This is a genomic window from Cellulosilyticum sp., from assembly GCF_982396655.1.
The window spans coordinates 75,763-96,802 of the sequence record NZ_CEVXFV010000007.1 but is presented as its reverse complement, the minus strand read 5'-3'; the positions used below and the strand labels follow the sequence as shown (position 1 = coordinate 96,802).

The window sequence follows — 21,040 nt, the reverse complement described above, 5'->3', positions numbered from 1 at the left end:
TATTTAGTGAGAATACTCATATTTATAGATGTTCCATATGCAATGCGACATTAATTACTCAAGATTAATAGGAGAAGTTGAAGATGTTAGATAAACTAAAACAAAGCATAAATCAAAATTATTTAATGATATCTTCTCTATGTGAAGAAAGGCTAAAAGCAAATTTTAATTTAATAGATACATTAAGTAGTCCAGTTCATACATCTATTAAGTCAACAATTGAAGTTATAGAGGGGATACGGATTAATTGTTTTATTCGTGGAATTGTAACAGAAGGTATGACAGAAGAAATGTTTATTTCACATTATAGAAAGTATAGCAATAAGAAACAATTGATTGAACTAATTGAAAAACAGAGGCGAACTCATACAGAAATTATTAATTTATTATGTGGATGTATAATTAGAGAAAATTATAAAAAAAATATTTCGATTACAGCGGACCAAATAAACAAAATTAATTTTCTTATTAGCCTGACAGCAAATGATCTTTATAATTGTCTAATTATGTATGATGAGTGTAAAGATAAAAACTGCTTTTATAAAGAGGAAAATCCTAGAGAGTTAGAATTAATAAAAGTTACAAAATCTAAGTTAGAGCAATATGGATATGCTGAGACTAATATTTTTTGTGGAGGAGATGTGGCAATAAATAAATACTTTTTTAACTTAATGTCTCAGGATATATTAAGTTATTTTACATACGAAGAATTAATAGATGTATTAAAATTATGATTACAAAATTAATTTTATCTCAGTAAATATAGTTTATAAGATAATTCATGTATCTTACTATTTTAAATGAAATTCGAGTTAATATTAAAAGTAGGCGTTGCAAACTAGAGATATAAAATAAATTTATTTTATATAATGTCATCAAATGATGGTAGGTTTGTAAATGAAGTAGGGGAATTTGAATTAGTAGTTTTCCAAGGTAGCGTTTTGCGTATAGTTAGACACACTATAATTTATATAAAGTATAGCGTAATAAAATTCATAGTGTATGAAGTAAATGTGATATATAAGTACATACAGTAGAAAATAAGAAAGGTAAGCAGGGAATGAAGAATACTTTTAATAATATAGTACAGTATTATCCAGAGGTTATTGAGAATTATATGAAGGTAGAAAGTTTATTGGATGTAAAAGCAAATGGTTTAAGTATGACTATAAATTTATTAGAAACCACTAGAATTCTTGTTTTTTTAGAACAAGTAATAAAAGGAGAATATACTATAAAAGAATTTAGTGAGGCTTATAAAGAATATGCAAATAAAGTACAGCTCATAGACATTATAGAAAGACAGAGAAGAAGTTATACAGAAATCACAAATATTTTGTGTGGAATTATTGTAGAAAAAGCATTAAAAGAGAAAAAAGTAATTAGTTGTCAACAAATAAATCATATTAATTTTTTATTAGATTTGGGAATTATTGATTTATATAATCTACTAAAAATAGAAGAAAATAGGGAGAATACCGAAGAAGAAAAAGGGGTAATAAGTAGAAGGCAGATTAAGGAGCTACAAATGGGGAATGTCATACTTGCAAGATTAGAACAATATGGATATATAGAGACTGGTACTGTGGCTTATATGTATGGAACACCAGGATTTAGTGAATTATATTTAGATCTGATTGAAAATATTACAATAGGATATTCGATTAAACAATTAGAACAACTTGTCAGGGAAGAGTTGTGCAATGATTAGTGTATAAAGGTGATAAGAAAGGGGAGTATGATGGAGGGTTGGAAGATAGAATTTGTGTTGCCAAAACTAAGAGGGTGTAAAAATGAACAAGATCATAAGAGGGTTTTAGTAAAAGATGAGACTATAATTAGTTTAAAAATTGATGATATGTCCTTAAATATACTTCTTAATTGCACAGATGAACTTAAAAGTAGTTTTTGCAATGATGAAACACTTAAGGAAGACATACAGAGCATAATAGATAATATGGTTAGTTTAGATATGATAAAATATTATTATGTAAGCAAGTTTCAACTAGACTTTACAAATAAAAAGGGACAAATAAATCTAAATTATCCTAAAGTTAATTTAATGGAATTAATGTAGATTATAGGAGGCAAATATATGGGTGTATGTAAAAAATATAAAATGGAAATTGGCTCGATAATAGATAAATTAGATGAAATTTGTAATGAAAGATATTATGAGAGAGGAACAGGAGAGTGTAAGGCCAGCACAATAGCTAAGAATATTAAAAGTGAATTTATTAGATTGATTGATAAGATTGAGAATAATAAAGAATCTGTTGGAGAGGAAGTAAATAGAATACTGAGCAAAAAATAATAAATTCATTAGCAATATAGAATGTCATAGGGGATAATGTTATTAAAACACTATCCCTTTTTTAATGTGCAAAGCTACTAATTTTAACTTATAGGTCTAAGCACTGTAAAAGTAGTAAATAAACCAAATAGGATAATAAAAACAGCAATAATGAGCATCCATTTTACAAAGCGCTTAGTACGCTTTTCATCTCTTTCAGTAAATCGTTTAAATGTAAAAAGTGGACTAAAAGAAAGGAGTATAACCTGATGAAACGCTTCTGCTAATGTTCTGATTTGGATCGTTTGAGTGGATTTTCGACCATTATCAACCCTTAATATTTTGACTTTACTTTCCCCAAAATCCTTAAGGGAATAGAGGCGACGTATAAATATTCCAGTAAGAAGGGCCATAATAAGTATGCCAATAAATATCATAGAAAGGCCATAAAAGATATCTTCTATTTTTACAGCTAAATCATAACCAAATGTATTAACCATCCAATAGTCATATGCTTCTAGAAATTTATAAAATGAACTCATTATTTGTGTTCTCCTTCATCTTCATATTCTTTAGCCATCAGCCTAAATTCTTCAATTACTTTACTGAGTTTTTCAGGATTAAACTTCTTATCATTTGTAACATCTAGGAATAGCTTTCTAAGCTCAGGGTGCTGCATAATAGTATTAACTTCATCACTGGGCATTTTATTATATAGGTCAAAGAGATCTTTTTTATCCACACCATACAGCTCAGCCATTGCCATTAACATTGCATCGGAGGCAGGGCGTTTACCATTTTCCACTTGACTAATATAACTACCGGATACCCCTATGTGCCTTCCAACCTTAAATACTGATAAGCCTGTTTGTTTGCGATATTCTTTAAGTTTTTCACCGGCAATAACATTTTCCTCTTTAATTTGTCTCACATCCACACCTCCTGCATTAATTGATATTATTAGCATTGCAGTGTCATAATATGCGTTTTCCATCTTTTTCATAGAGCCAAGGATTTAAAGTAGTGATATAGTTATAGTATAAGATTTAAGCCTTGGCTTAATCCATATTTTGTATAAGGGGAGTGGCTTATGTATAAGGGGTATAAAGGTATTAAAATAACAAAAAGATTACAAAGATATATAGGTTATGCAAAAACTAAATATGAAAAGTTAAGTATGATTGGAGAAGTAGATTTGTGGGAGATAATGAACGAATATGAAATGATTGCAGGGCAATTAAAATGTGTACAGCAATATATTTATGATTGGATTACAGGAAGCAATGACTATGCAGAAGAGTATACAATGTTAAATTCTATAGATGGGGGAGTGTATGTAAAAAAGAGAGAGCAGGTAGCATAAAAGGAGATAGTGTGGTGATCTATCTCCTAAAATTAGTACTATTTCTTTTTGAGTTTTATACGCTCATTTTTAGTTGCAAAGTTATCTAAGATATTAAAACTATCATAATCAACTTTTAAATCTTCTATATCAAGTGTCACATATCTTCTAGTAGTATCTATCTTACTATGTCCAAGCAATTGTTGAAGACGAAATACATCCCCATTATTTTTAACATAATTAGTAGCAAAAGTATTTCTAAATCTATGAATACCTCTACTATGAACCCCTCTTGATTCATTGTAATTTTTTATTAATGTACCTAATGATGTTTTACATAAGCGCTCACCAAATTGATTTGGGAATAAGTAATCGTCTAAAGTGTGTGGCCAAGCATTTAAATATTGTCGTAATACTTTCTTAAGTTGTGTAGACATAGGGATATAGTATTGCTTCTTAGTTTTAGTAGTTTCAAGGAATATCAGATTATTATCGAAATCTAAGTCTTTAACTTTGATATTAATAACTGTACGCATTCTTACACCAGTAGAAAATAAGAAACAAACTACTGCATGGTCACGCATAGTAGAGAAAGACTTTCTTTTAGGTGGTTGCAACATTAGTGCAATTTCTTCATCGGTATAGATTGTTTTATACTTAAAGGATTCTTTTGGGATTTCCATTTCAATATCTAATTCGTGGTACTTAAAGAATACCTTTAATAATTTACAGTAACTACGTGCAGTGTTACTTTCAACACGCTTTAAACAATCTGCAACATAATTATCTAAATCACTTTTGGTAAGATCGTATATATTAAAATCTTCACCAATGAAATTCATAAAATATCTTGTTGTCTTTTCGTGATTAACAATACTTTCGTCTACCAGATTTCTAGCCTTACAATTTAATAAAAACTCTTCACGGGCTTTTGCCATTGTTTTGGTATCGTTTGCAAGTTCAAATTTAATCTTTTTTCTAGGCATAAAAATACACCATCCTTTTCTAATTTTCATAGAATTGAACAGTGTATTTTTCTTTCTATCCCTTGAGCCACTAAAACTCTCTAAAAAGCCCAATCACCTTGCCTATAATATTAACATGTGTACAAAGGATAGGATCCATTGTGTCATTTTCGGGCTGTAATCTAAAGCAATTCTTTTCTTTGAAGAATCTCTTGACAGTAAAGCCATCTTCCTCAACTTGCGCAACCACAATCTCTCCATTTTGAGCACTATTTTGTTGACGTACAATGATGAGATCACCATCTAAGATACCTGCGTTAATCATACTTGTTCCTGAAACACGTAGCATATAAGTGTTTTCATAACGGACCATATGATTAGGAAGCGGGAAATACTCATCAATATTTTGTTCAGCTAAAATAGGTTGCCCAGCTGTTACCTTACCAATAATTGGTACAGGCGTAACATGTTCATCTAACCAATTGTTAGTTTCCTCTAATACCTCAATCGTTCTTGGTTTGCTAGGGTCACGACGAATATAACCTTTTTTCTCTAAGCTATTTAAATGACTATGCACAGTAGAAGTGGAACTAAGTCCTACTGCAAGACAAATTTCACGTACTGAAGGTGGATAGCCTCTATCTTTTAAAGAATCTTTTATGCATGTTAAGATTTGTTGTTGCTTGGCCGTTAATTTTTGTTCGTCCATAGTATCCCTCTATTTCATTCCTATAATTTGCTTCATTATAACATAAAGTTTTTTATAAATCAAACATATGTTCTTGGTACCGTTAAGGGCTTTTTGTTATATAAGATTTATTAAGAGGCTATTACGTTAAAGTGTAATAGCCTCTTAATAAATTATTTATTGATAATTTGAGAAATATGTTTAAGTACAATGGAAAAGGTACCATCAGGTTCATTAATAATTTCAATGAAATCAGAATCTTTGAATAAATGTGTTGGAAATTTAAGTTCAATACCTGTATCAGTTTTTAGTTTCTGAGAAGAAAATTTATTTCCTATTTTAGGGTCACTGATTTCAACTTTGGTTTCCTTAATCCCCATTTCTTCCATATGTTCCATACAAGTTTCAAATACTTCAACATCTTCACCAAAGGTCTGTTCCATAATCTCCTGTACAGGAATCGAACTTGTACGAGAAATGCTTTCAGAAATATTTGTTTTGAGTTCAGTAATGGCATTAAGTGGGTTTTCATAATGCTCTTCAATAACTTTAGACGCTACTTTTTCAATAGCCTTAATAGTCTCCTTAACAGACATTTTAGGTTCTAAATCATAGAGAAGAGAAAGATATTTACTTTTAGTAGCATCTAAAAGCATTACATCTTCTGTTTCCATATTAATAATAATTCCTTCATCTACTTGTTTACTTGTAGGTGGGAAGATTCCCTTATGTTTAATAATACGTGCACTTACACCAGCTTCACTGTTTTCGACAAAGTGAGTATATTCTTCTTTATAATTAAGTTTTAGTACACCTAAATAATTACTACCATCCATTGTAAAATAAGTAATGATAAGGTCACCACTAGGAATTGTTCCATATTCTGTCATATATCTAAAGTAAATGTCCGCAAGGTCATTAGAAAGTCCTAAAAAATTATCTGCTGTAAGTGGTGCCTCAAATACCTTGCGAAAAGCAGATTCTTCTTTAAAAACAGCTTCACAGGTAGCACTGCTTTCAAAAACTTTTACTAAATGTTTTGTAATAAAACTTTCAGTCTCATCATTTAATACAAGTAAGTCTGTGGATAAAATAGGCATCCCCATTGAAAGGTCTAATACATGGATAATTGTATGATTAAATGTAATACTCATATCATCCGTCCTTCTATTTGAAATTTGACTATATCATGTAACATAACTCAAACTTTAAAGTCATCTTATGATATGATATAATACTTACGATTATCATATCATAAACAAGGAGTGAACAAAATGGAAATTTACAAAACATCAGGTGTCTGTTCGATAGAAATTCATTTTGATATTAAAAATGACACAATTGAAAATATTGAATTTATTAAAGGGTGCCCAGGCAATACAATGGGTGTTTCTGCACTTATAAAAGGAATGAAAGTAGAAGATGCAATTAGTAAACTTAAAGGAATTGATTGTCGTGGACGAGGTACATCTTGTCCTGATCAACTTGCAAAGGCATTAGAAGAGTACCTAAATAAATAGGTCTAACATATATTGACAGTAGAAGGATACATTTGAAAGGACAGAAAACTTATGCAAATCATTGTTCAAAAATTTGGAGGGACGTCTGTTGCGACAGAGGAAAGTCGCGAAAAAGTAATAGAAAAAATCAAAGCAGCTTTATCAAAAGATGAAATGCCGGTGGTAGTCGTATCAGCCATTGGACGTAAAGGATCACCTTATGCAACTGATACATTAATTGACTTTGTAAGTCAAACAGCAGGGCAAATGTCAGATCGCGAATACGATATGCTTCTTGCTTGTGGAGAAATTATTTCAGCTGTGACTATGGCAACAAAACTTAATGCTTGTGGCATTAAAGCCAAGGCTTTTACAGGAGGGCAGGCAGGAATTATTACAGATTGTTACCATAAGCAAGCGGATCTTCTTTATGCAAAAACTGAAGCATTACTGGCTACTATAGAGGAAGGTATTGTACCTGTTGTTGCTGGTTTCCAAGGGATGACCGTAGATGGAGAAATAACAACTTTAGGGCGTGGTGGTAGTGATACGACAGCGTCCATGTTAGGCGGCGCAATAAAGGCAAATCGTATTGAAATCTTTACTGATGTAGATGGCATCATGACAGCAGATCCACGTATTTGTGAGAAGGCAAGCTTTATTCCAGCTATTAGTTATACAGAGGTATTCCAAATGGCCGACAATGGAGCAAAAGTTATTCATCCACGTGCAGTAGAATATGCAATGCGTGCAAATATTCCACTTGTTATCAAAAATACATTTTCTGATGCAGAGGGAACTTTTATTGTTCAAAGTGTAGAAGGCTGTAATTTATCAAAAGCACATACTGTAATTACAAGTGTGGCTAATCGCAACAATCGTGTACAATTTACGATAGAAGAAGATATTTTAGTTTCTGAAGGCATTTTAGAGAAGATGGCAGAAGCTCATATTAGTATTGACCTTATTAATATTTTCCCTAAAACAAAAATGTTTACAATAGATGCTGAAGATCAAGGAGCACTTGAGAAATTATTAAAAGACCTTGGCTATACTTACAGTGTTGTAACTGGCTGTGCAAAGGTAACAGCTATTGGTGAACGTATGACTGGTGTACCAGGCGTTATGGCACGTATTATCAAAGCACTAGCACAGGCACATATTGAAGTACTTCAAACAGCAGATTCTTTAACAACAATTGCTTGTTTAATTAAGGAAAGTGAAGTTTCTAAAGCAATTAATGTGCTTCATGATGAATTTAAACTTTAGTGAATGAATAATGCTTGTTTTTTGCATACTAACCATAAAGTTTATGTGAAAGGAACAAGCTTATGAAAAAAAATATAACTGATAGTACACCAATGAAAGATGAGGTTCCAATGCGTAATGATGTCCCAATGAAAGATGAGGTTCCAATGCGTAATGATGTTCCAATGAAAAATTTTTCAGCCATGCAGCAAAATTTTTCTGGGCGAAATGATACTGAAAAGCCCTCTATACCTAAAGCACCTAGTAAAGAAAATAATAATGGTAAAAATGAAAATGAAGGGAATAATGATTCGCCACAAGCACCTGAAAATACAGTGGAAAATATTAAAGAATTTGGCCAATTGCCTGCAGGAAAGGATGGTGAAAGTCCAATTCATTGTATTACTATCATTGGTCAAGTAGAAGGGCATATGAGTTTACCACCCCAAAATAAAACCACTAAATATGAACACCTTATACCTCAAATTGTTGGACTGTGTGATAATCCTAAGGTAAAAGGAATTTTAGTTATTTTAAATACAGTAGGGGGTGATGTAGAGGCAGGCTTAGCACTTGCAGAACTTATTGCTTCTATTAATAAACCAGTTGTTTCTCTTGTTTTAGGAGGTGCGCATTCTATTGGCGTGCCTATTGCGGTTTCTAGTGATTATTCATTTATTACACCTACTGCCACAATGACTATTCATCCTGTACGTATGAGTGGTACAGTAATAGGTGTACAACAAACTTTTGAATTTTTTGATCAAATGCAAGAACGTATTGTTGCTTTTGTTGCTAAAAACTCTCATATTGAAGAAGCAAGATTCCGCGAAATGATGCTCAGTGTCGGTAAATTAGCGAGAGATGTAGGTACAATCTTAGTTGGAGAAGAAGCCGTTAAAGAAAAAATCATCGATGAGGTAGGTGGACTAACTGAAGCTATGAATAAATTGCATAGTCTAATCCAAGAATCTGAAGAAAGTGCTGAAGTGGGTGAAAAGAAATGATGTATTCTGTTGCACCTATTTATGGACTAGATGAACCTATAGAATATGTAGAACTTAATTATAATGGTATGGATGTTCTCGCCTGTAAAACATCAGATGGTTATGTTTTAGAACGTATTTATTCTACAGACCCAAAAGACTTTTTAAATGAAAATTTACAACCCGGCACATTACTTGAAAACACTCTTATCAAATAATGGGAAAACTGCTATAATGAAATTTATGGAGATGTCTCAAAGTCTATACTTATAGGCACCTCCATGTATTCTATATTTATGGAGGTATTACACGATTAGATAAAGGGGTTATGACAAATGAATAAAAAGAAAAAGAAAAATGGGCCTAAAACAGGAAATAAAAATGTCAAGAGAAAACCTGTAAATCGTTCAAATACACATTCACCAATTTCAAAAGAAATTGTAGGAATTTGTATGGTGGGTGTAAGTTTGCTCATACTCATCGGACTATTTACTACTAAATCTGGGCTTATAGGCGAAATGATTCGCACGATATTCGTTGGCTTATTTGGTATAGGTGGTTACATAATACCACTCATTGCTGTAGGGGTTGGGGTATTTTATATACAGGGTAATCTAAAGAGAGTCGTACAAACACTAGTGTATACGTTAAGTTTTCTGCTACTTTTAATCACCTTTTTCCATGTCTTATATTATAAGGAAGCAGTAGATGAAATTTTATGGAGTTTATATTATATTGAACAAGGGGCTTGGTTTAATGGTGGATTCATAGGTGCAGCCCTTGGTTACTTACTTTTAAGTCTGTTTGGACTATATGGTACATATGTTGTTTTAAGCGTATTAACAGCTGTCTGGTTACTTATTGTTACACAATTTCCTATATTTTCATGGATTCATGTGAGATGTAGTGAAGTTTTTGCTAATATGAGTAAAAATCTCAAATCACACTCAAAATATACAAAACAGCCTAAGATTCGAGTAGGTAAGTTAAAAGACGAGGTTAAGGGTGAAGAGGCATATAACTTTGAATCGATTCCAATTTATAATGCTTCAGAATATCAAGGTGATAAAGGTATTAATATTGTAGATGAATCAGCAGATGTACCAAGTTATCTTGATGAAATGCAAGAGCAGCTAGAAGAGGAAGTTTTTGATGCATACGAACAAACTCTTTCGGAATCACATATGACGCCATCTCAGGAAGTACCACTGACACAGACTACATCAAATCAGAATGCGTCAGTAGCACCAGGTAGGAATATGCCACTTGACTTAGGAAGTAAAGATGAAAGTTTATCACAATCTACAAATGTGTCGGTACAAAATCCTACACAGCCAATGAAAGAGTATACTTTTCCTTCTATTGAACTCCTAAATAAGGTGCAGGTACCTTATAGTAAAGATGCTTCTAAAAAATCTTTAAGTAATGCAAAAAAGTTAGAAGAAACACTAGCTAGTTTTGGCGTAGAAGCTAAAGTAACACAAATACATAAGGGCCCAGCAGTTACGCGTTATGAACTACAACCAAAACAAGGAGTTAAGGTAAGTAAGATTGTGAACTTGGCTGATGATATTGCCTTAAACTTAGCAGCTCCTAATATTCGTATTGAGGCACCAATTCCAGGCAAAGCTGCTGTAGGGATTGAGGTTGCAAATGAAAGTAGTGAAATGGTTTACCTACGAGATGTTATTGATTCTGATCGTTTTATTGCATATCCTTCTAAACTTGCCTTTGCACTGGGAAAAGATATTGCAGGTAAACCAATTGTTACAGATATTGCAAAAATGCCACATATTTTAATTGCAGGTGCTACAGGTTCAGGAAAAAGTGTTTGTATTAACACACTGATTACAAGTATTTTGTATAAGGCAAGACCGGATGAGGTTAAACTGATTATGATTGATCCAAAGGTTGTAGAACTAAGTGTCTATAATGGTATTCCGCATTTACTTATTCCAGTTGTAACAGATCCTAAAAAAGCAGCTGGGGCACTTTTCTGGGCAGTTAATGAAATGACACGTCGTTACAATTTGTTTGCTGAAAATAATGTCCGTGATATGAAAGGATATAATGAGAAGCAAGTAGAGGAAAGTATGCGATTACCACAAATAGTTATTATTATTGATGAGCTTGCTGATCTTATGATGACTGGTGCAAAGGAAGTGGAAGATGCGATTTGCCGTCTAGCACAGATGGCTAGGGCTGCAGGTATTCATCTCGTAATTGCTACGCAGCGACCATCTGTTGATGTTATTACAGGTGTTATTAAAGCCAATATCCCATCAAGACTTGCGTTTGCTGTATCTTCAGGAACAGATTCTAGAACTATTTTAGATATGACTGGTGCTGAAAAACTTCTTGGAAAAGGAGATATGCTCTTTTACCCAGTTGGAGAATCAAAGCCAATTCGTATCCAAGGCGCATTTATTTCAGATAAAGAAGTCGAAAGTATTGTAAATGCCATCCGAACAGATGAAGTAAACTATGAAGAATCTGTTATTCAAACATTAGAAACAGCAACAGTAGCTACAGGGGATGGACAAGATGAAGATGCACTTTTAGAAGATGCTATTGCATTTGCGGCAGGGAAGGAGAAACTTTCAATTTCTATGCTACAACGTTATTTTAGAATAGGATTTAATCGTGCAGCCAGATTAATGGATGCCTTAGAAAGTCGTGGGATTGTCGGGCCAGATGAAGGCAGCAAACCAAGACGTGTTTTATAGTAAAAATGAATCATTATGGTGAAGGAGATTGTTATGAAAACTGATATTCAAATTGCACAAGCAGCAACAATGCTACCAATTACTGAGGTTGCTAAAAAGGCCGGTATTGGAGAAGATTACTTAGAGCTTTATGGAAAATATAAAGCAAAACTGTCTTATGAATTAATCCAAAACTTAGAAAGCAAAAAAGATGGCAAACTTGTTTTAGTAACTGCAACAAATCCAACACCAGCCGGTGAAGGTAAAACAACTGTAACTGTTGGACTTGGACAAGCATTATGCAAAATAGGCAAAAATGCAATCATTGCGCTTCGTGAACCTTCTTTAGGACCTTGTATGGGAATTAAAGGTGGTGCTGCGGGTGGCGGTTATTCACAAGTTGTACCAATGGAAGATATTAACCTCCACTTTACAGGTGATATTCATGCAATCGGTGCAGCTAATAATTTATTAGCTGCTATGATTGATAATCATATTCATCAAGGCAATACACTTGGTATTGATTGTCGTACTATTACATGGAAACGTTGTGTTGACATGAATGACCGTGCACTACGTGAGATTGTTGTAGGACTTGGAGGGATGGTAAATGGTATGCCAAGAGAAGATGGTTTTATGATTACAGTTGCATCTGAGATTATGGCTATTTTATGTTTAGCAACAAGTCTTACAGATCTCAAAGAGAAAATTAGCCAAATTATTATTGGTTATAACTTTAAGGGTGAGCCTGTAACGGCAGGTGATTTAAAGGCTGAAGGTGCTATGGCAACACTTCTTAAAGATGCTATTAAACCAAATCTAGTACAAACACTAGAAAATACACCTGTTGTAATGCATGGGGGGCCATTTGCTAATATTGCACATGGTTGTAACAGTATTATGGCAACTAAGCTTGCTATGAAACTTGGAGATATTACTGTAACAGAAGCAGGTTTTGGTGCTGATTTAGGGGCTGAAAAATTCTTTGACATTAAATGCCGTAAAGCTGGACTTAAACCAGATGTAGTTGTACTTGTTACAACAATTCGTGCACTAAAATATAATGGAGGCATTCAAAAATCTGAACTTCAAGCAGAAAATCTTGAGGCACTTAAACTTGGCTTTAGTAATCTTGAAAAACATATTGAAAACTTACAAGGATATGGGGTACCAGTTGTTGTGACGCTTAATGCCTTTGTATCAGATACAGATGCTGAAAAAACATTTGTAAAGGCTGCTTGTGAAGAGAAAGGTTGTAACTTTGCCATCGCCAATGTATGGGAAAAGGGCGGAGAAGGGGGCATTGAACTTGCTGAAAAACTGATTGATGTTTTAGAAAATAAACCAAGTAAGTTCCAAATGCTTTATGAAGATGATTTAAGTGTAAAAGAAAAAATTGAAAAGATTGCAACTACTATTTATGGAGCAAGTGCAGTAGCTTTTGAGCCAAAGGCTTTAAAGGAACTTGCTAGAGTAGAAGCTTTAGGCCTTTCTCATTTACCGGTTTGTATGGCTAAAAATCAGTATTCATTCTCTGATGATCCAACAGCTTTAGGTAGACCTACAGGCTTTACAACAACGATTAGAGAAATTAGAATATCAGCAGGTGCAGGCTTTATTGTAGCCCTTACTGGTAGTGTAATGACAATGCCAGGGCTTCCTAAGAAGCCAGCTGCTGAACAAATTGATATTGATGGTAATGGGACTGTAACAGGCTTATTTTAAGCCACTTATTCTAAAATGTTTAGAACAAGCTACGAAATTGTGTTATACTATAATAAACCCGTGGAGAAATGTTTCTTCACGGGTCATTATAGATTGTTACCTCTGTACAAATGTACAAAACAAAACTGAATGTGGTATATATTTTATAAACTAAATTTATAACTTTATTTTAAATAAACTGATAAGGGGAGAAACAAATGGCAAAACTAATTAATGGAAAATTTATTGCAACACAAATCAAAGAAGAACTTAGAGAAAAAGTAAGTGCTTTAAAAGCTGAGGGAATTGAACCAGGACTTGCAGTTATTTTAGTGGGTGATAATAGTGCCTCTCAAGTTTATGTACGTAATAAAAAAACAGCATGTGAATTTGTAGGTATCAAATCATTTAGTTATGAATTACCTACTGAAACAAGTGAAGATGAGCTGTTAGGTCTTATTGATACTTTAAATGCTGATCCTACTGTACATGGCATTTTAGTTCAATTACCACTTCCGGCCCATTTAGATGAGCAAAAAGTAATCTTACGTATTGCACCAAGTAAAGATGTAGATGGTTTCCATCCACAGAATGTAGGTGCACTCAGTATTGGGCTTAAAGGCTTTGTTTCTTGTACACCAGCAGGTGTTATTGAACTTCTTAAACGTTACAATATCGCAATTGCAGGTAAAAACTGCGTGGTAGTAGGGCGTAGTAATATTGTTGGAAAACCTGTAAGCTTGCTTTTATTACGTGAACATGGTACAGTAACTATCTGTCACTCACGTACACAAAATTTAAAAGAAGTTGTTCAAAATGCAGATATTGTCGTAGCTGCTGTTGGTATTCCTAATTTCATTAAGGGGGATATGATTAAAGAAGGAGCAGCTATTATTGATGTAGGTATTAATCGCTTAGAAAATGGTAAACTTTGTGGTGATGTAGACTTTGAGGCTTGTGAAAAGAAAGCTGCCTATATTACACCAGTCCCAGGCGGAGTAGGGCCTATGACAATTGCTATGCTTATGCATAACTGTGTTTTGGCTGCTGAAAAATAAACACATGAAGGAGTATTAATTTGAATTATTTAGTATCATTCGTATCTCTTGGATGCGATAAAAACTTAGTTGATAGTGAACATATGTTAGGTTTATTAAACCAAGGAGGCTTTTCTTTAACAGGTGATGAAGATAAAGCAGATGTAGTTGTTGTAAATACTTGTTGCTTCATTGAAGATGCAAAAAAAGAAAGTATTGAAAATATATTACAGGTTGCACAATACAAAGAAAATGGTAACTGTAAAGCTTTAATAGTTACAGGATGTATGGCACAGCGTTATAAACAGGAAATTTTAGATGAAATTCCTGAAGTAGATGCTGTAGTTGGAACAACTTCATATGATAAAATTGTAGAAATTGCTAATGGCATTTTAGAACAAAAAGGTCTTCGTACACAAACTTTCGATCTTATTGATCGTGAAATGTTAGATGAAATGCCTCGTATTTTAACAACTGCAGGTTACTTTGCATATGTTAAAATCTCTGAAGGTTGCGATAAACACTGTACTTACTGTATCATTCCTAAGTTACGTGGTAAATACAGAAGTCGTAAGATGGATAAAATCAAAAAAGAAGTAGAACAACTAGCAAAAGATGGTGTATCAGAAATCATTTTAGTTGCTCAAGATACAACAGAGTATGGTAGTGACTTAGAAGATGCATCTCTTGCAAAACTTTTAAGAGAGCTTAGTACAGTAGAAGGTATTGAATGGATTCGTGTACTTTACTGCTATCCAGAAAGTATTACAGATGAATTAATCGAAGAGATTAAAACAAATCCTAAAGTATGTAAATACTTAGATATTCCTATTCAGCATGCATCAACAGCTGTCTTAAAACGTATGGCAAGAAAAAGTTCTTTAGAACTTTTAAAAGAAACTATTGGCAAATTACGTCAAGAAATTCCTGGCATTGCCCTTCGTACAACTTTAATTGTAGGATTCCCAGGTGAGACAGAAGAAGATTTCAACATTCTTTATGACTTTGTAAAAGAAATGCGCTTTGATCGTTTAGGTGTATTTACTTATTCACAAGAAGAAGGTACTCCAGCAGCTCAATTTGAAAATCAAATTGATGAAAAAACAAAAGTTAAGCGTCGTGATGCAATTATGGCACTTCAACATGGCATTTCTCAGGAATTAACTGCTGCAAAAGTTGGCAAAGAAATGAAAGTATTAATTGAAGGAAAAATTACAGACGAAGATGTTTACATTGGTCGTACTTACCAAGATGCACCAGATATTGATGGTGAAGTATTTGTAGAATATGAAGGTGAACTTATCTCTGGTGATTATGTGGATGTGCGTATTACTGGTGCAAATGACTACGATCTAATTGGAGAGATTATAGATGAACATTGCGAATAAGCTAACAACATTACGTATTGTATTAGTTTTTGTATTTATGGGAATTATTTGGCTTCCTCTTAATTTATCATTAAATGTAGTTTTATGGACAGCACTTGCCATTTTTATTATTGCAAGCCTAACAGATTTTTTAGATGGTTACTTAGCGCGTAAGTTAAATTTGGTAACAAATCTAGGTAAATTCATGGATCCATTAGCGGATAAAATGCTTGTGACAGGTGCAATGATTGCAATCATTGATTTTGGTACACAAGGTATTTTACCAGCAGGTAATCTTCCAGCATGGATTGTAGTAGTTATTTTACTACGTGAATTCATGGTATCTGGTATTCGCCTTGTAGCAGCAAGTGAAAATAAAGTCATTGCCGCAAATTACTTAGGTAAAGTAAAAACGGTTGTGCAAATGGTCATGATTATTGTTTACTTAATACCAATTTCAAATTCTATTATTTCAGGACTAGCTATTTGTCTTGCTTATTTAGCACTTATTTTAACTTTAGTATCAGGCTTTCAATATTTATGGCAAAATAAGCATGTATTAGCTTCTAGCCATTAATTATGAAGATGATTATATGCTTTATTTTAAGTATATAATCATCTTTTTATATTTATTTTATAAAATGCTTTTCAGATACTTTTTATTTGGATATAATAAAAGTTAAGACTATATTTATTGGAGGACTCACTATGCATTACAACACAATCGTCATTGGTGGTGGACCAGCAGGTCTTTTTGCTGCTCAGAAGCTAGGCAGAGCCCAAAAACATGTGTTATTACTAGAACGTAACAGTGTAGCAGGTCGCAAACTTCTTATTTCAGGGGCTGGGCAATGTAATTTTACACATGCAGGGCCTATTGAGGATTTCTTTGGCTGCTATGATGATAAAATAAAGTTTTTAAAAAAAGCACTTACAACCTTTACAAATAAAGATACCATGAAATTCTTTGAATCAGCAGGTGTGGATTACCAAGTATTTCCTAACAACAAGGTGTTTCCTAAAAGTATGAAAAGTAGGGATATTTTAGATGCATTACTTTTGAAGTGTCAAAAGGCTAATGTTGAGTTTAAATATACGGAAACGGTTCAAAACATTTCAGTATATGATAATGTTTTTACAGTGGAAACTGCAAGCGGTAATCGTTATTTTAGTGACCAAGTGGTTATTGCTACAGGGGGAAAATCATACCCACATATGGGCTCAGATGGGCTAGGTTATACATTGGCTGAAAAACTTGGACATACAATTATGACGCCGAGACCTGCATTAACAGATATTCGTACACTTGAAAAACAATATAAGGTACTTTCTGGGTTATCCACTAAAGAAGCAGAAATTACAATTTGGCGTAATCAGAAAAAGATAACAAGTTATGTAGGTGATTTGCTCTTTACACATAAAGGACTTTCGGGACCTGCAATTATTAATAGTTCTAGGTGGATGTATGCAGGAGACGTTGTTACTGTAAACTTTTTATATCCACAAACGTATGAAGAGGTAAAAGCATATTTTGCTGACCAACTTGCACATCGTGGCAAAGAAGAAGTGATTACATTTTTAAAGCAGTTTAAATTGCCGCGTAACCTGTATTCTGTACTATGTGAAACTATTGAACTTGACGAACATATGCCTTGTGCGCAGGTCAATAAAAAGCAGCGTGAACAGCTTGTGCAAATGCTTACCAAATGCCCGTTTCATATTGAATCATTAGGTGGTTTCCATATTGCCATGGTTACAACTGGAGGAATTAAACTTAAAGAAGTAAATCCTACAACTATGGAAAGTCGTAAACAAAAAGGATTATACTTTATTGGTGAAGTATTAGATGTAGATGGCGATACAGGAGGCTATAATATTCAAGCAGCTTTTTCGACAGGTTATTTATGCGCAAAGCACATTATTGAAAAAAATAAGTTGTAAATAGTTAAAGGAGTTACCACAAACTAATTTTGTGGTAACTCCTTTTTTAGTTTTGATTTGGTAATACACTTGCAATAAGGTTATGTACCTTATCTGGCAGTTCATTTAATTCTTCCTTAGATAAACCTTTTGTTGGAATTGGTGGATGAATCGTAAGATTTACATGTCCTTTACGTATACGATTATGTCCCTCTTCCATTAAATGATATGAACCGTCAATTGTAATAGGAACAATAGGTACGCCTGGTTTGGTAGCAAGTTTAAAACTAGCAGCTTTAAATTCACCCATTTTGTCTCCTTTACTTCTTGTTCCTTCTGGGAAAATAACAAGGCTATGACCTTGTTTTAAAATTTTAATTCCTTCAATAATTGCACCTGCAGACCCCTTAAGGCTAGAGCGGTCCATAAATACACAATGAATAAGTTCCATCCATTTATTAATAATTGGTATTTTTTTGACTTCAATTTTTGAAACAAAACCTTTAGGACGATCAATATACCCCATTAGTAAAGGAATATCAAAGTTTCCTTGATGATTGCTAATATAAACAACAGGTCCTTCATCTGGTAAGTTTTCGAGTCCATGTACAGTAACAGTTGAACCTGAGAATTTCACATTATCTAACATCCATTTTTTTGAAACACGATGAATATAATCATCACGTTCAATAAGTTGTCCTTTTTTTTCATAGCTTTTAACTTTCCATAGCATTGGAATAGTTCCTATTAATGAAAAAAAGAAACGTGTGAAAAATATAAAGTTCTTCATATCAAATCTCCTTATGCAAAATAAATATAATAGTCTTCTTTTATTATAAACTAATTGGTAGATTAATCAAATGCTTTTACGTGAGTATATTTTTGCAAATGAGTTATTATTAAATATTCTAAATTCATAATTAATATGGTATGATAATTGTATTATTATATAATAAGTTGGCAATAAATATACTATAAAAGGAAAGGTGAAATTTTATGGCAACTATTAGAGCTTTTCGTGCATTTAGACCACAGGTTGATTTAGTAACTAAAGTAGCAGCATTACCTTATGATGTAATGAATACAGAAGAAGCAAAGATTTGTGTAGAAGGAAATCCTTATTCTTTCTTACATATTGACAAACCTGAAATGCATGTTGTAAATCCTAAAGATACTACAGAGGTTTTTCGTTTTGCTGGTGATACTTTAAAACGTATGATTCAAGAAGATGTTTTTGTACAAGATGAACCAAGTCTCTATATTTATGGTTTAACGAATGAATTTACAAGTCAGTATGGGATTGTATGCTGTGTTTCAGCAAAAGAATATGATGAAGGTATTATTAAAAAGCATGAAAATACCCGTACTGATAAAGAACAGGACCGTATTAATCATGTAACTTACTGCAATGCACATACGGGTCCTATCTTTTTAGCATATAAAGGCTTAGATCTTGTAACTTTATGGATGAAAGAATATGTTGCCACTCAAAAGCCTTTATATGATTTTACATCTGAAGATGGTGTACGACATGAAGTCTATAAAGTAAGTCACCCAGAAACAATAAAAAATATCACAGCTGCCTTCAAAGAAGCTCCTGCGCTTTATATTGCAGATGGTCATCATCGAGCAGCAGCAGCAGCAGCCGTAGCAAGAAAGCATTTAGAAGAAAATACAGGCTGTGAAGAGGCACAATATTTCTTAGCTACTATTTTTCCAAAAGAACAACTTTATATTATGGATTATAACCGTGTGCTAAAAGATGAGAGTGGACTGAGTAAAGCACAGTTCTTTGAATATTTAAAGCAGAAATTTGATGTAGAAGAGGTCTCTTCAGAGATATACAAGCCTACATTACGTCATACGTTTGGTATGCGCTATGAAAAGAAATGGTATAAGCTTACACTTAAAGAAGTATGTATTGATGAAAATGACCCAGTAGCTTGTTTAGATGTAGCCTTATTACAAAATTATGTATTGGCACCTGTTTTTCATATTCAAGACCCCAAAAATGATAAACGTATTGACTTCATTGGTGGAATTCGTGGAATAGAAGAACTTAATAGACGTACGAATGAAGATATGGATATTGCTTTTAGTATGTATCCTACTTCTATGGATGAGTTAATTGCTGTGGCTGATGCACATCTTTTAATGCCACCTAAGTCAACATGGTTTGAACCCAAATTACGTAGCGGAATATTTATTCATGCTATTGATGAAGACGGCTTTAAAAAGTAAAAATAGGATATTCATTCGATTTATGCTATAGATTAAATGGAAAGTTTTAGCCTTTTATTGACAAATTGTGAAACTTTACATATAATCGAATAAGAAAAAGAATAAAGACGCTAGACGTAGCGTATATATATATTAACTACAGTGAAAAGAAGGAGTATATAAATAAGGGTTTTCAGAGAGGAAAGTAATGGTGTGAGCTTTCTAATACCTATTTATAGAAGCAGTCTTGGAGTAAGTATTTTGAACGTGCAAAGGTGGACTTATATACTTTATAAGATCTATTACAAGTAGAGGTACTCGGGTGATTTCGTTATGAATCGTGAAGGTGATATGCATTTTGCATGTAACTAGGGTGGTACCGCGAGAAACCTCGTCCCTAATTGGGATAGAGGTTTTTTTGCGTGTATGAGTCTTTTTCTTCGATTGAAGGAGGGTTAATATGGATACACTACGTTTAGTGAATAAAGAATATGGTTTAAGCAAAGATTTTAAACCAGTCCACCTTATGCAAGATTCTTTTTCAAAGATTTGGCTGTGCAGGGAAGCTTTTTTCGCTGTACGTAAAGTCAACTTTACACTGCATCATTTAGGACTTGAACAGGTTGTCATTATTAGCGGATATCGTCCATATACCTATCAGGAGATGCTTTTTACACGTAAGATAGATCATTATAGAAATCAGGGATTAGACGAAGAGGCTGCTAGACTTCAAGCAGCTCAAATAGTCGCAATGCCTGGGCATAGTGAACATCAGTTAGGACTCGCTGTAGATCTCGCTGTATGGTCTATGAAAGATTTAGAAGACCCTTTGACTACAGCATTTGAAAAAACAGCTACTGGTAAATGGTTACTGACTAATAGTGCACGTTTTGGCCTCATATTACGTTATCCTAAAGATAAAGTGGATATCACACACATTACATATGAACCTTGGCATTATCGGTATGTTGGACAAAAGGCTGCCATTAGAATGCATCAAAAGCAGCTTTGTTTAGAAGAATATCTTTGTGCTTTAAAAGGTTAATATAAATAGTCAAACTTAGGA

Annotated in this window: 23 protein-coding genes and 1 other annotated feature; of the genes, 17 read left to right on the top strand and 6 right to left on the bottom strand. The window is 33.3% G+C overall.

Translation table 11 applies throughout. The features are described from left to right. Positions 1 to 83: 83 nt before the first annotated feature. The 4 genes from AC1VAQ_RS04905 (at position 84) to AC1VAQ_RS04890 (ending at position 2,314) form a co-directional block, all read left to right on the top strand. Positions 84 to 734: a hypothetical protein gene (locus tag AC1VAQ_RS04905; protein WP_479903548.1), complete on the top strand. Its 651-nt coding sequence runs from the start codon at positions 84 to 86 to the stop codon at positions 732 to 734. Positions 735 to 1,060: 326 nt separating this feature from the next. Then, positions 1,061 to 1,711 (top strand): hypothetical protein, encoded by a 651-nt coding sequence (locus AC1VAQ_RS04900; RefSeq protein ID WP_479903547.1) that lies wholly within the window; start codon positions 1,061 to 1,063, stop codon positions 1,709 to 1,711. A gap of 30 nt (positions 1,712 to 1,741) precedes the next feature. Next, positions 1,742 to 2,077: a hypothetical protein gene (locus AC1VAQ_RS04895; protein ID WP_302596372.1), complete on the top strand. Its 336-nt coding sequence runs from the start codon at positions 1,742 to 1,744 to the stop codon at positions 2,075 to 2,077. Positions 2,078 to 2,095: 18 nt separating this feature from the next. After that, on the top strand, positions 2,096 to 2,314 hold the full coding sequence (locus AC1VAQ_RS04890) for a hypothetical protein (RefSeq protein WP_302596370.1): 219 nt from the start codon (positions 2,096 to 2,098) through the stop codon (positions 2,312 to 2,314). An 83-nt stretch (positions 2,315 to 2,397) separates the two neighbouring features. Here the strand turns inward: AC1VAQ_RS04890 and AC1VAQ_RS04885 are convergent, their stop codons facing one another. Both AC1VAQ_RS04885 and AC1VAQ_RS04880 read right to left on the bottom strand, forming a co-directional pair. Continuing rightward, positions 2,398 to 2,835 carry a hypothetical protein gene (locus tag AC1VAQ_RS04885; RefSeq protein WP_302596369.1) on the bottom strand — a complete coding sequence of 146 codons (438 nt, stop codon included), beginning with the start codon at positions 2,833 to 2,835 and terminating at the stop codon, positions 2,398 to 2,400. Next, complete coding sequence (locus AC1VAQ_RS04880) at positions 2,835 to 3,260, bottom strand: helix-turn-helix domain-containing protein (RefSeq protein WP_479903546.1); 426 nt, start codon at positions 3,258 to 3,260, stop codon at positions 2,835 to 2,837. Before AC1VAQ_RS04880 ends, AC1VAQ_RS04885 begins: the two co-directional genes overlap by 1 nt. A 123-nt stretch (positions 3,261 to 3,383) precedes the next feature. On the opposite strand from AC1VAQ_RS04880, the gene AC1VAQ_RS04875 reads away from it, so the two are divergent. Next, positions 3,384 to 3,656, top strand: coding sequence for a hypothetical protein (locus AC1VAQ_RS04875; protein ID WP_479903545.1), 273 nt, complete (start codon positions 3,384 to 3,386; stop codon positions 3,654 to 3,656). Between the two features lie 38 nt (positions 3,657 to 3,694). Here the strand turns inward: AC1VAQ_RS04875 and AC1VAQ_RS04870 are convergent, their stop codons facing one another. The 3 genes from AC1VAQ_RS04870 to AC1VAQ_RS04860 all read right to left on the bottom strand — a co-directional run bounded on the left by AC1VAQ_RS04870 (position 3,695) and on the right by AC1VAQ_RS04860 (position 6,442). After that, positions 3,695 to 4,573, bottom strand: a complete 879-nt coding sequence (locus AC1VAQ_RS04870; protein WP_479903544.1) for a tyrosine-type recombinase/integrase — start codon at positions 4,571 to 4,573, stop codon at positions 3,695 to 3,697. 118 nt (positions 4,574 to 4,691) lie between these two features. Then, positions 4,692 to 5,309 carry a transcriptional repressor LexA gene (gene lexA, locus AC1VAQ_RS04865; RefSeq protein WP_302596363.1) on the bottom strand — a complete coding sequence of 206 codons (618 nt, stop codon included), beginning with the start codon at positions 5,307 to 5,309 and terminating at the stop codon, positions 4,692 to 4,694. Between the two features lie 152 nt (positions 5,310 to 5,461). Continuing rightward, a complete protein-coding gene (locus tag AC1VAQ_RS04860; protein ID WP_302596361.1) occupies positions 5,462 to 6,442 on the bottom strand; it encodes a nucleoid-associated protein in 981 nt (326 codons plus the stop codon). Positions 6,443 to 6,562: 120 nt separating this feature from the next. Here AC1VAQ_RS04860 and AC1VAQ_RS04855 point away from each other — a divergent pair, with 120 nt between their 5' ends. From AC1VAQ_RS04855 to AC1VAQ_RS04810, 10 genes are all read left to right on the top strand, one after another. After that, positions 6,563 to 6,808: a TIGR03905 family TSCPD domain-containing protein gene (locus AC1VAQ_RS04855; RefSeq protein ID WP_302596360.1), complete on the top strand. Its 246-nt coding sequence runs from the start codon at positions 6,563 to 6,565 to the stop codon at positions 6,806 to 6,808. Between the two features lie 51 nt (positions 6,809 to 6,859). Beyond that, on the top strand, positions 6,860 to 8,056 hold the full coding sequence (gene dapG / locus AC1VAQ_RS04850) for an aspartate kinase (protein WP_302596359.1): 1,197 nt from the start codon (positions 6,860 to 6,862) through the stop codon (positions 8,054 to 8,056). Between the two features lie 62 nt (positions 8,057 to 8,118). Next, positions 8,119 to 9,042, top strand: coding sequence for a ClpP family protease (locus tag AC1VAQ_RS04845; protein ID WP_479903543.1), 924 nt, complete (start codon positions 8,119 to 8,121; stop codon positions 9,040 to 9,042). Next, complete coding sequence (locus AC1VAQ_RS04840; RefSeq protein WP_302596357.1) at positions 9,039 to 9,239, top strand: YlzJ-like family protein; 201 nt, start codon at positions 9,039 to 9,041, stop codon at positions 9,237 to 9,239. Before AC1VAQ_RS04845 ends, AC1VAQ_RS04840 begins: the two co-directional genes overlap by 4 nt. A gap of 117 nt (positions 9,240 to 9,356) precedes the next feature. After that, on the top strand, positions 9,357 to 11,747 hold the full coding sequence (locus AC1VAQ_RS04835) for an FtsK/SpoIIIE family DNA translocase (protein WP_302596356.1): 2,391 nt from the start codon (positions 9,357 to 9,359) through the stop codon (positions 11,745 to 11,747). A 33-nt stretch (positions 11,748 to 11,780) separates the two neighbouring features. Next, positions 11,781 to 13,451 (top strand): formate--tetrahydrofolate ligase, encoded by a 1,671-nt coding sequence (locus AC1VAQ_RS04830; protein ID WP_302596355.1) that lies wholly within the window; start codon positions 11,781 to 11,783, stop codon positions 13,449 to 13,451. 197 nt (positions 13,452 to 13,648) lie between these two features. Beyond that, on the top strand, positions 13,649 to 14,488 hold the full coding sequence (gene folD / locus AC1VAQ_RS04825; RefSeq protein WP_302596354.1) for a bifunctional methylenetetrahydrofolate dehydrogenase/methenyltetrahydrofolate cyclohydrolase FolD: 840 nt from the start codon (positions 13,649 to 13,651) through the stop codon (positions 14,486 to 14,488). A gap of 20 nt (positions 14,489 to 14,508) precedes the next feature. Then, a complete protein-coding gene (gene rimO / locus AC1VAQ_RS04820; RefSeq protein ID WP_302596352.1) occupies positions 14,509 to 15,855 on the top strand; it encodes a 30S ribosomal protein S12 methylthiotransferase RimO in 1,347 nt (448 codons plus the stop codon). Beyond that, positions 15,839 to 16,411, top strand: a complete 573-nt coding sequence (gene pgsA / locus AC1VAQ_RS04815; RefSeq protein ID WP_302596351.1) for a CDP-diacylglycerol--glycerol-3-phosphate 3-phosphatidyltransferase — start codon at positions 15,839 to 15,841, stop codon at positions 16,409 to 16,411. Before rimO ends, pgsA begins: the two co-directional genes overlap by 17 nt. A gap of 131 nt (positions 16,412 to 16,542) precedes the next feature. Next, positions 16,543 to 17,775, top strand: a complete 1,233-nt coding sequence (locus AC1VAQ_RS04810) for a BaiN/RdsA family NAD(P)/FAD-dependent oxidoreductase (protein WP_302596350.1) — start codon at positions 16,543 to 16,545, stop codon at positions 17,773 to 17,775. A 46-nt stretch (positions 17,776 to 17,821) separates the two neighbouring features. Here the strand turns inward: AC1VAQ_RS04810 and AC1VAQ_RS04805 are convergent, their stop codons facing one another. Beyond that, complete coding sequence (locus tag AC1VAQ_RS04805; protein WP_302596348.1) at positions 17,822 to 18,544, bottom strand: lysophospholipid acyltransferase family protein; 723 nt, start codon at positions 18,542 to 18,544, stop codon at positions 17,822 to 17,824. Between the two features lie 206 nt (positions 18,545 to 18,750). Between AC1VAQ_RS04805 and AC1VAQ_RS04800 the strand changes: the two genes are divergently transcribed. Then, positions 18,751 to 19,995, top strand: a complete 1,245-nt coding sequence (locus AC1VAQ_RS04800) for a DUF1015 domain-containing protein (RefSeq protein WP_302596347.1) — start codon at positions 18,751 to 18,753, stop codon at positions 19,993 to 19,995. A gap of 132 nt (positions 19,996 to 20,127) precedes the next feature. Next, positions 20,128 to 20,376, top strand: a binding site (T-box leader). A 58-nt stretch (positions 20,377 to 20,434) separates the two neighbouring features. Further along, positions 20,435 to 21,019, top strand: a complete 585-nt coding sequence (locus tag AC1VAQ_RS04795) for a M15 family metallopeptidase (RefSeq protein ID WP_302596345.1) — start codon at positions 20,435 to 20,437, stop codon at positions 21,017 to 21,019. Positions 21,020 to 21,040: the final 21 nt, after the last annotated feature.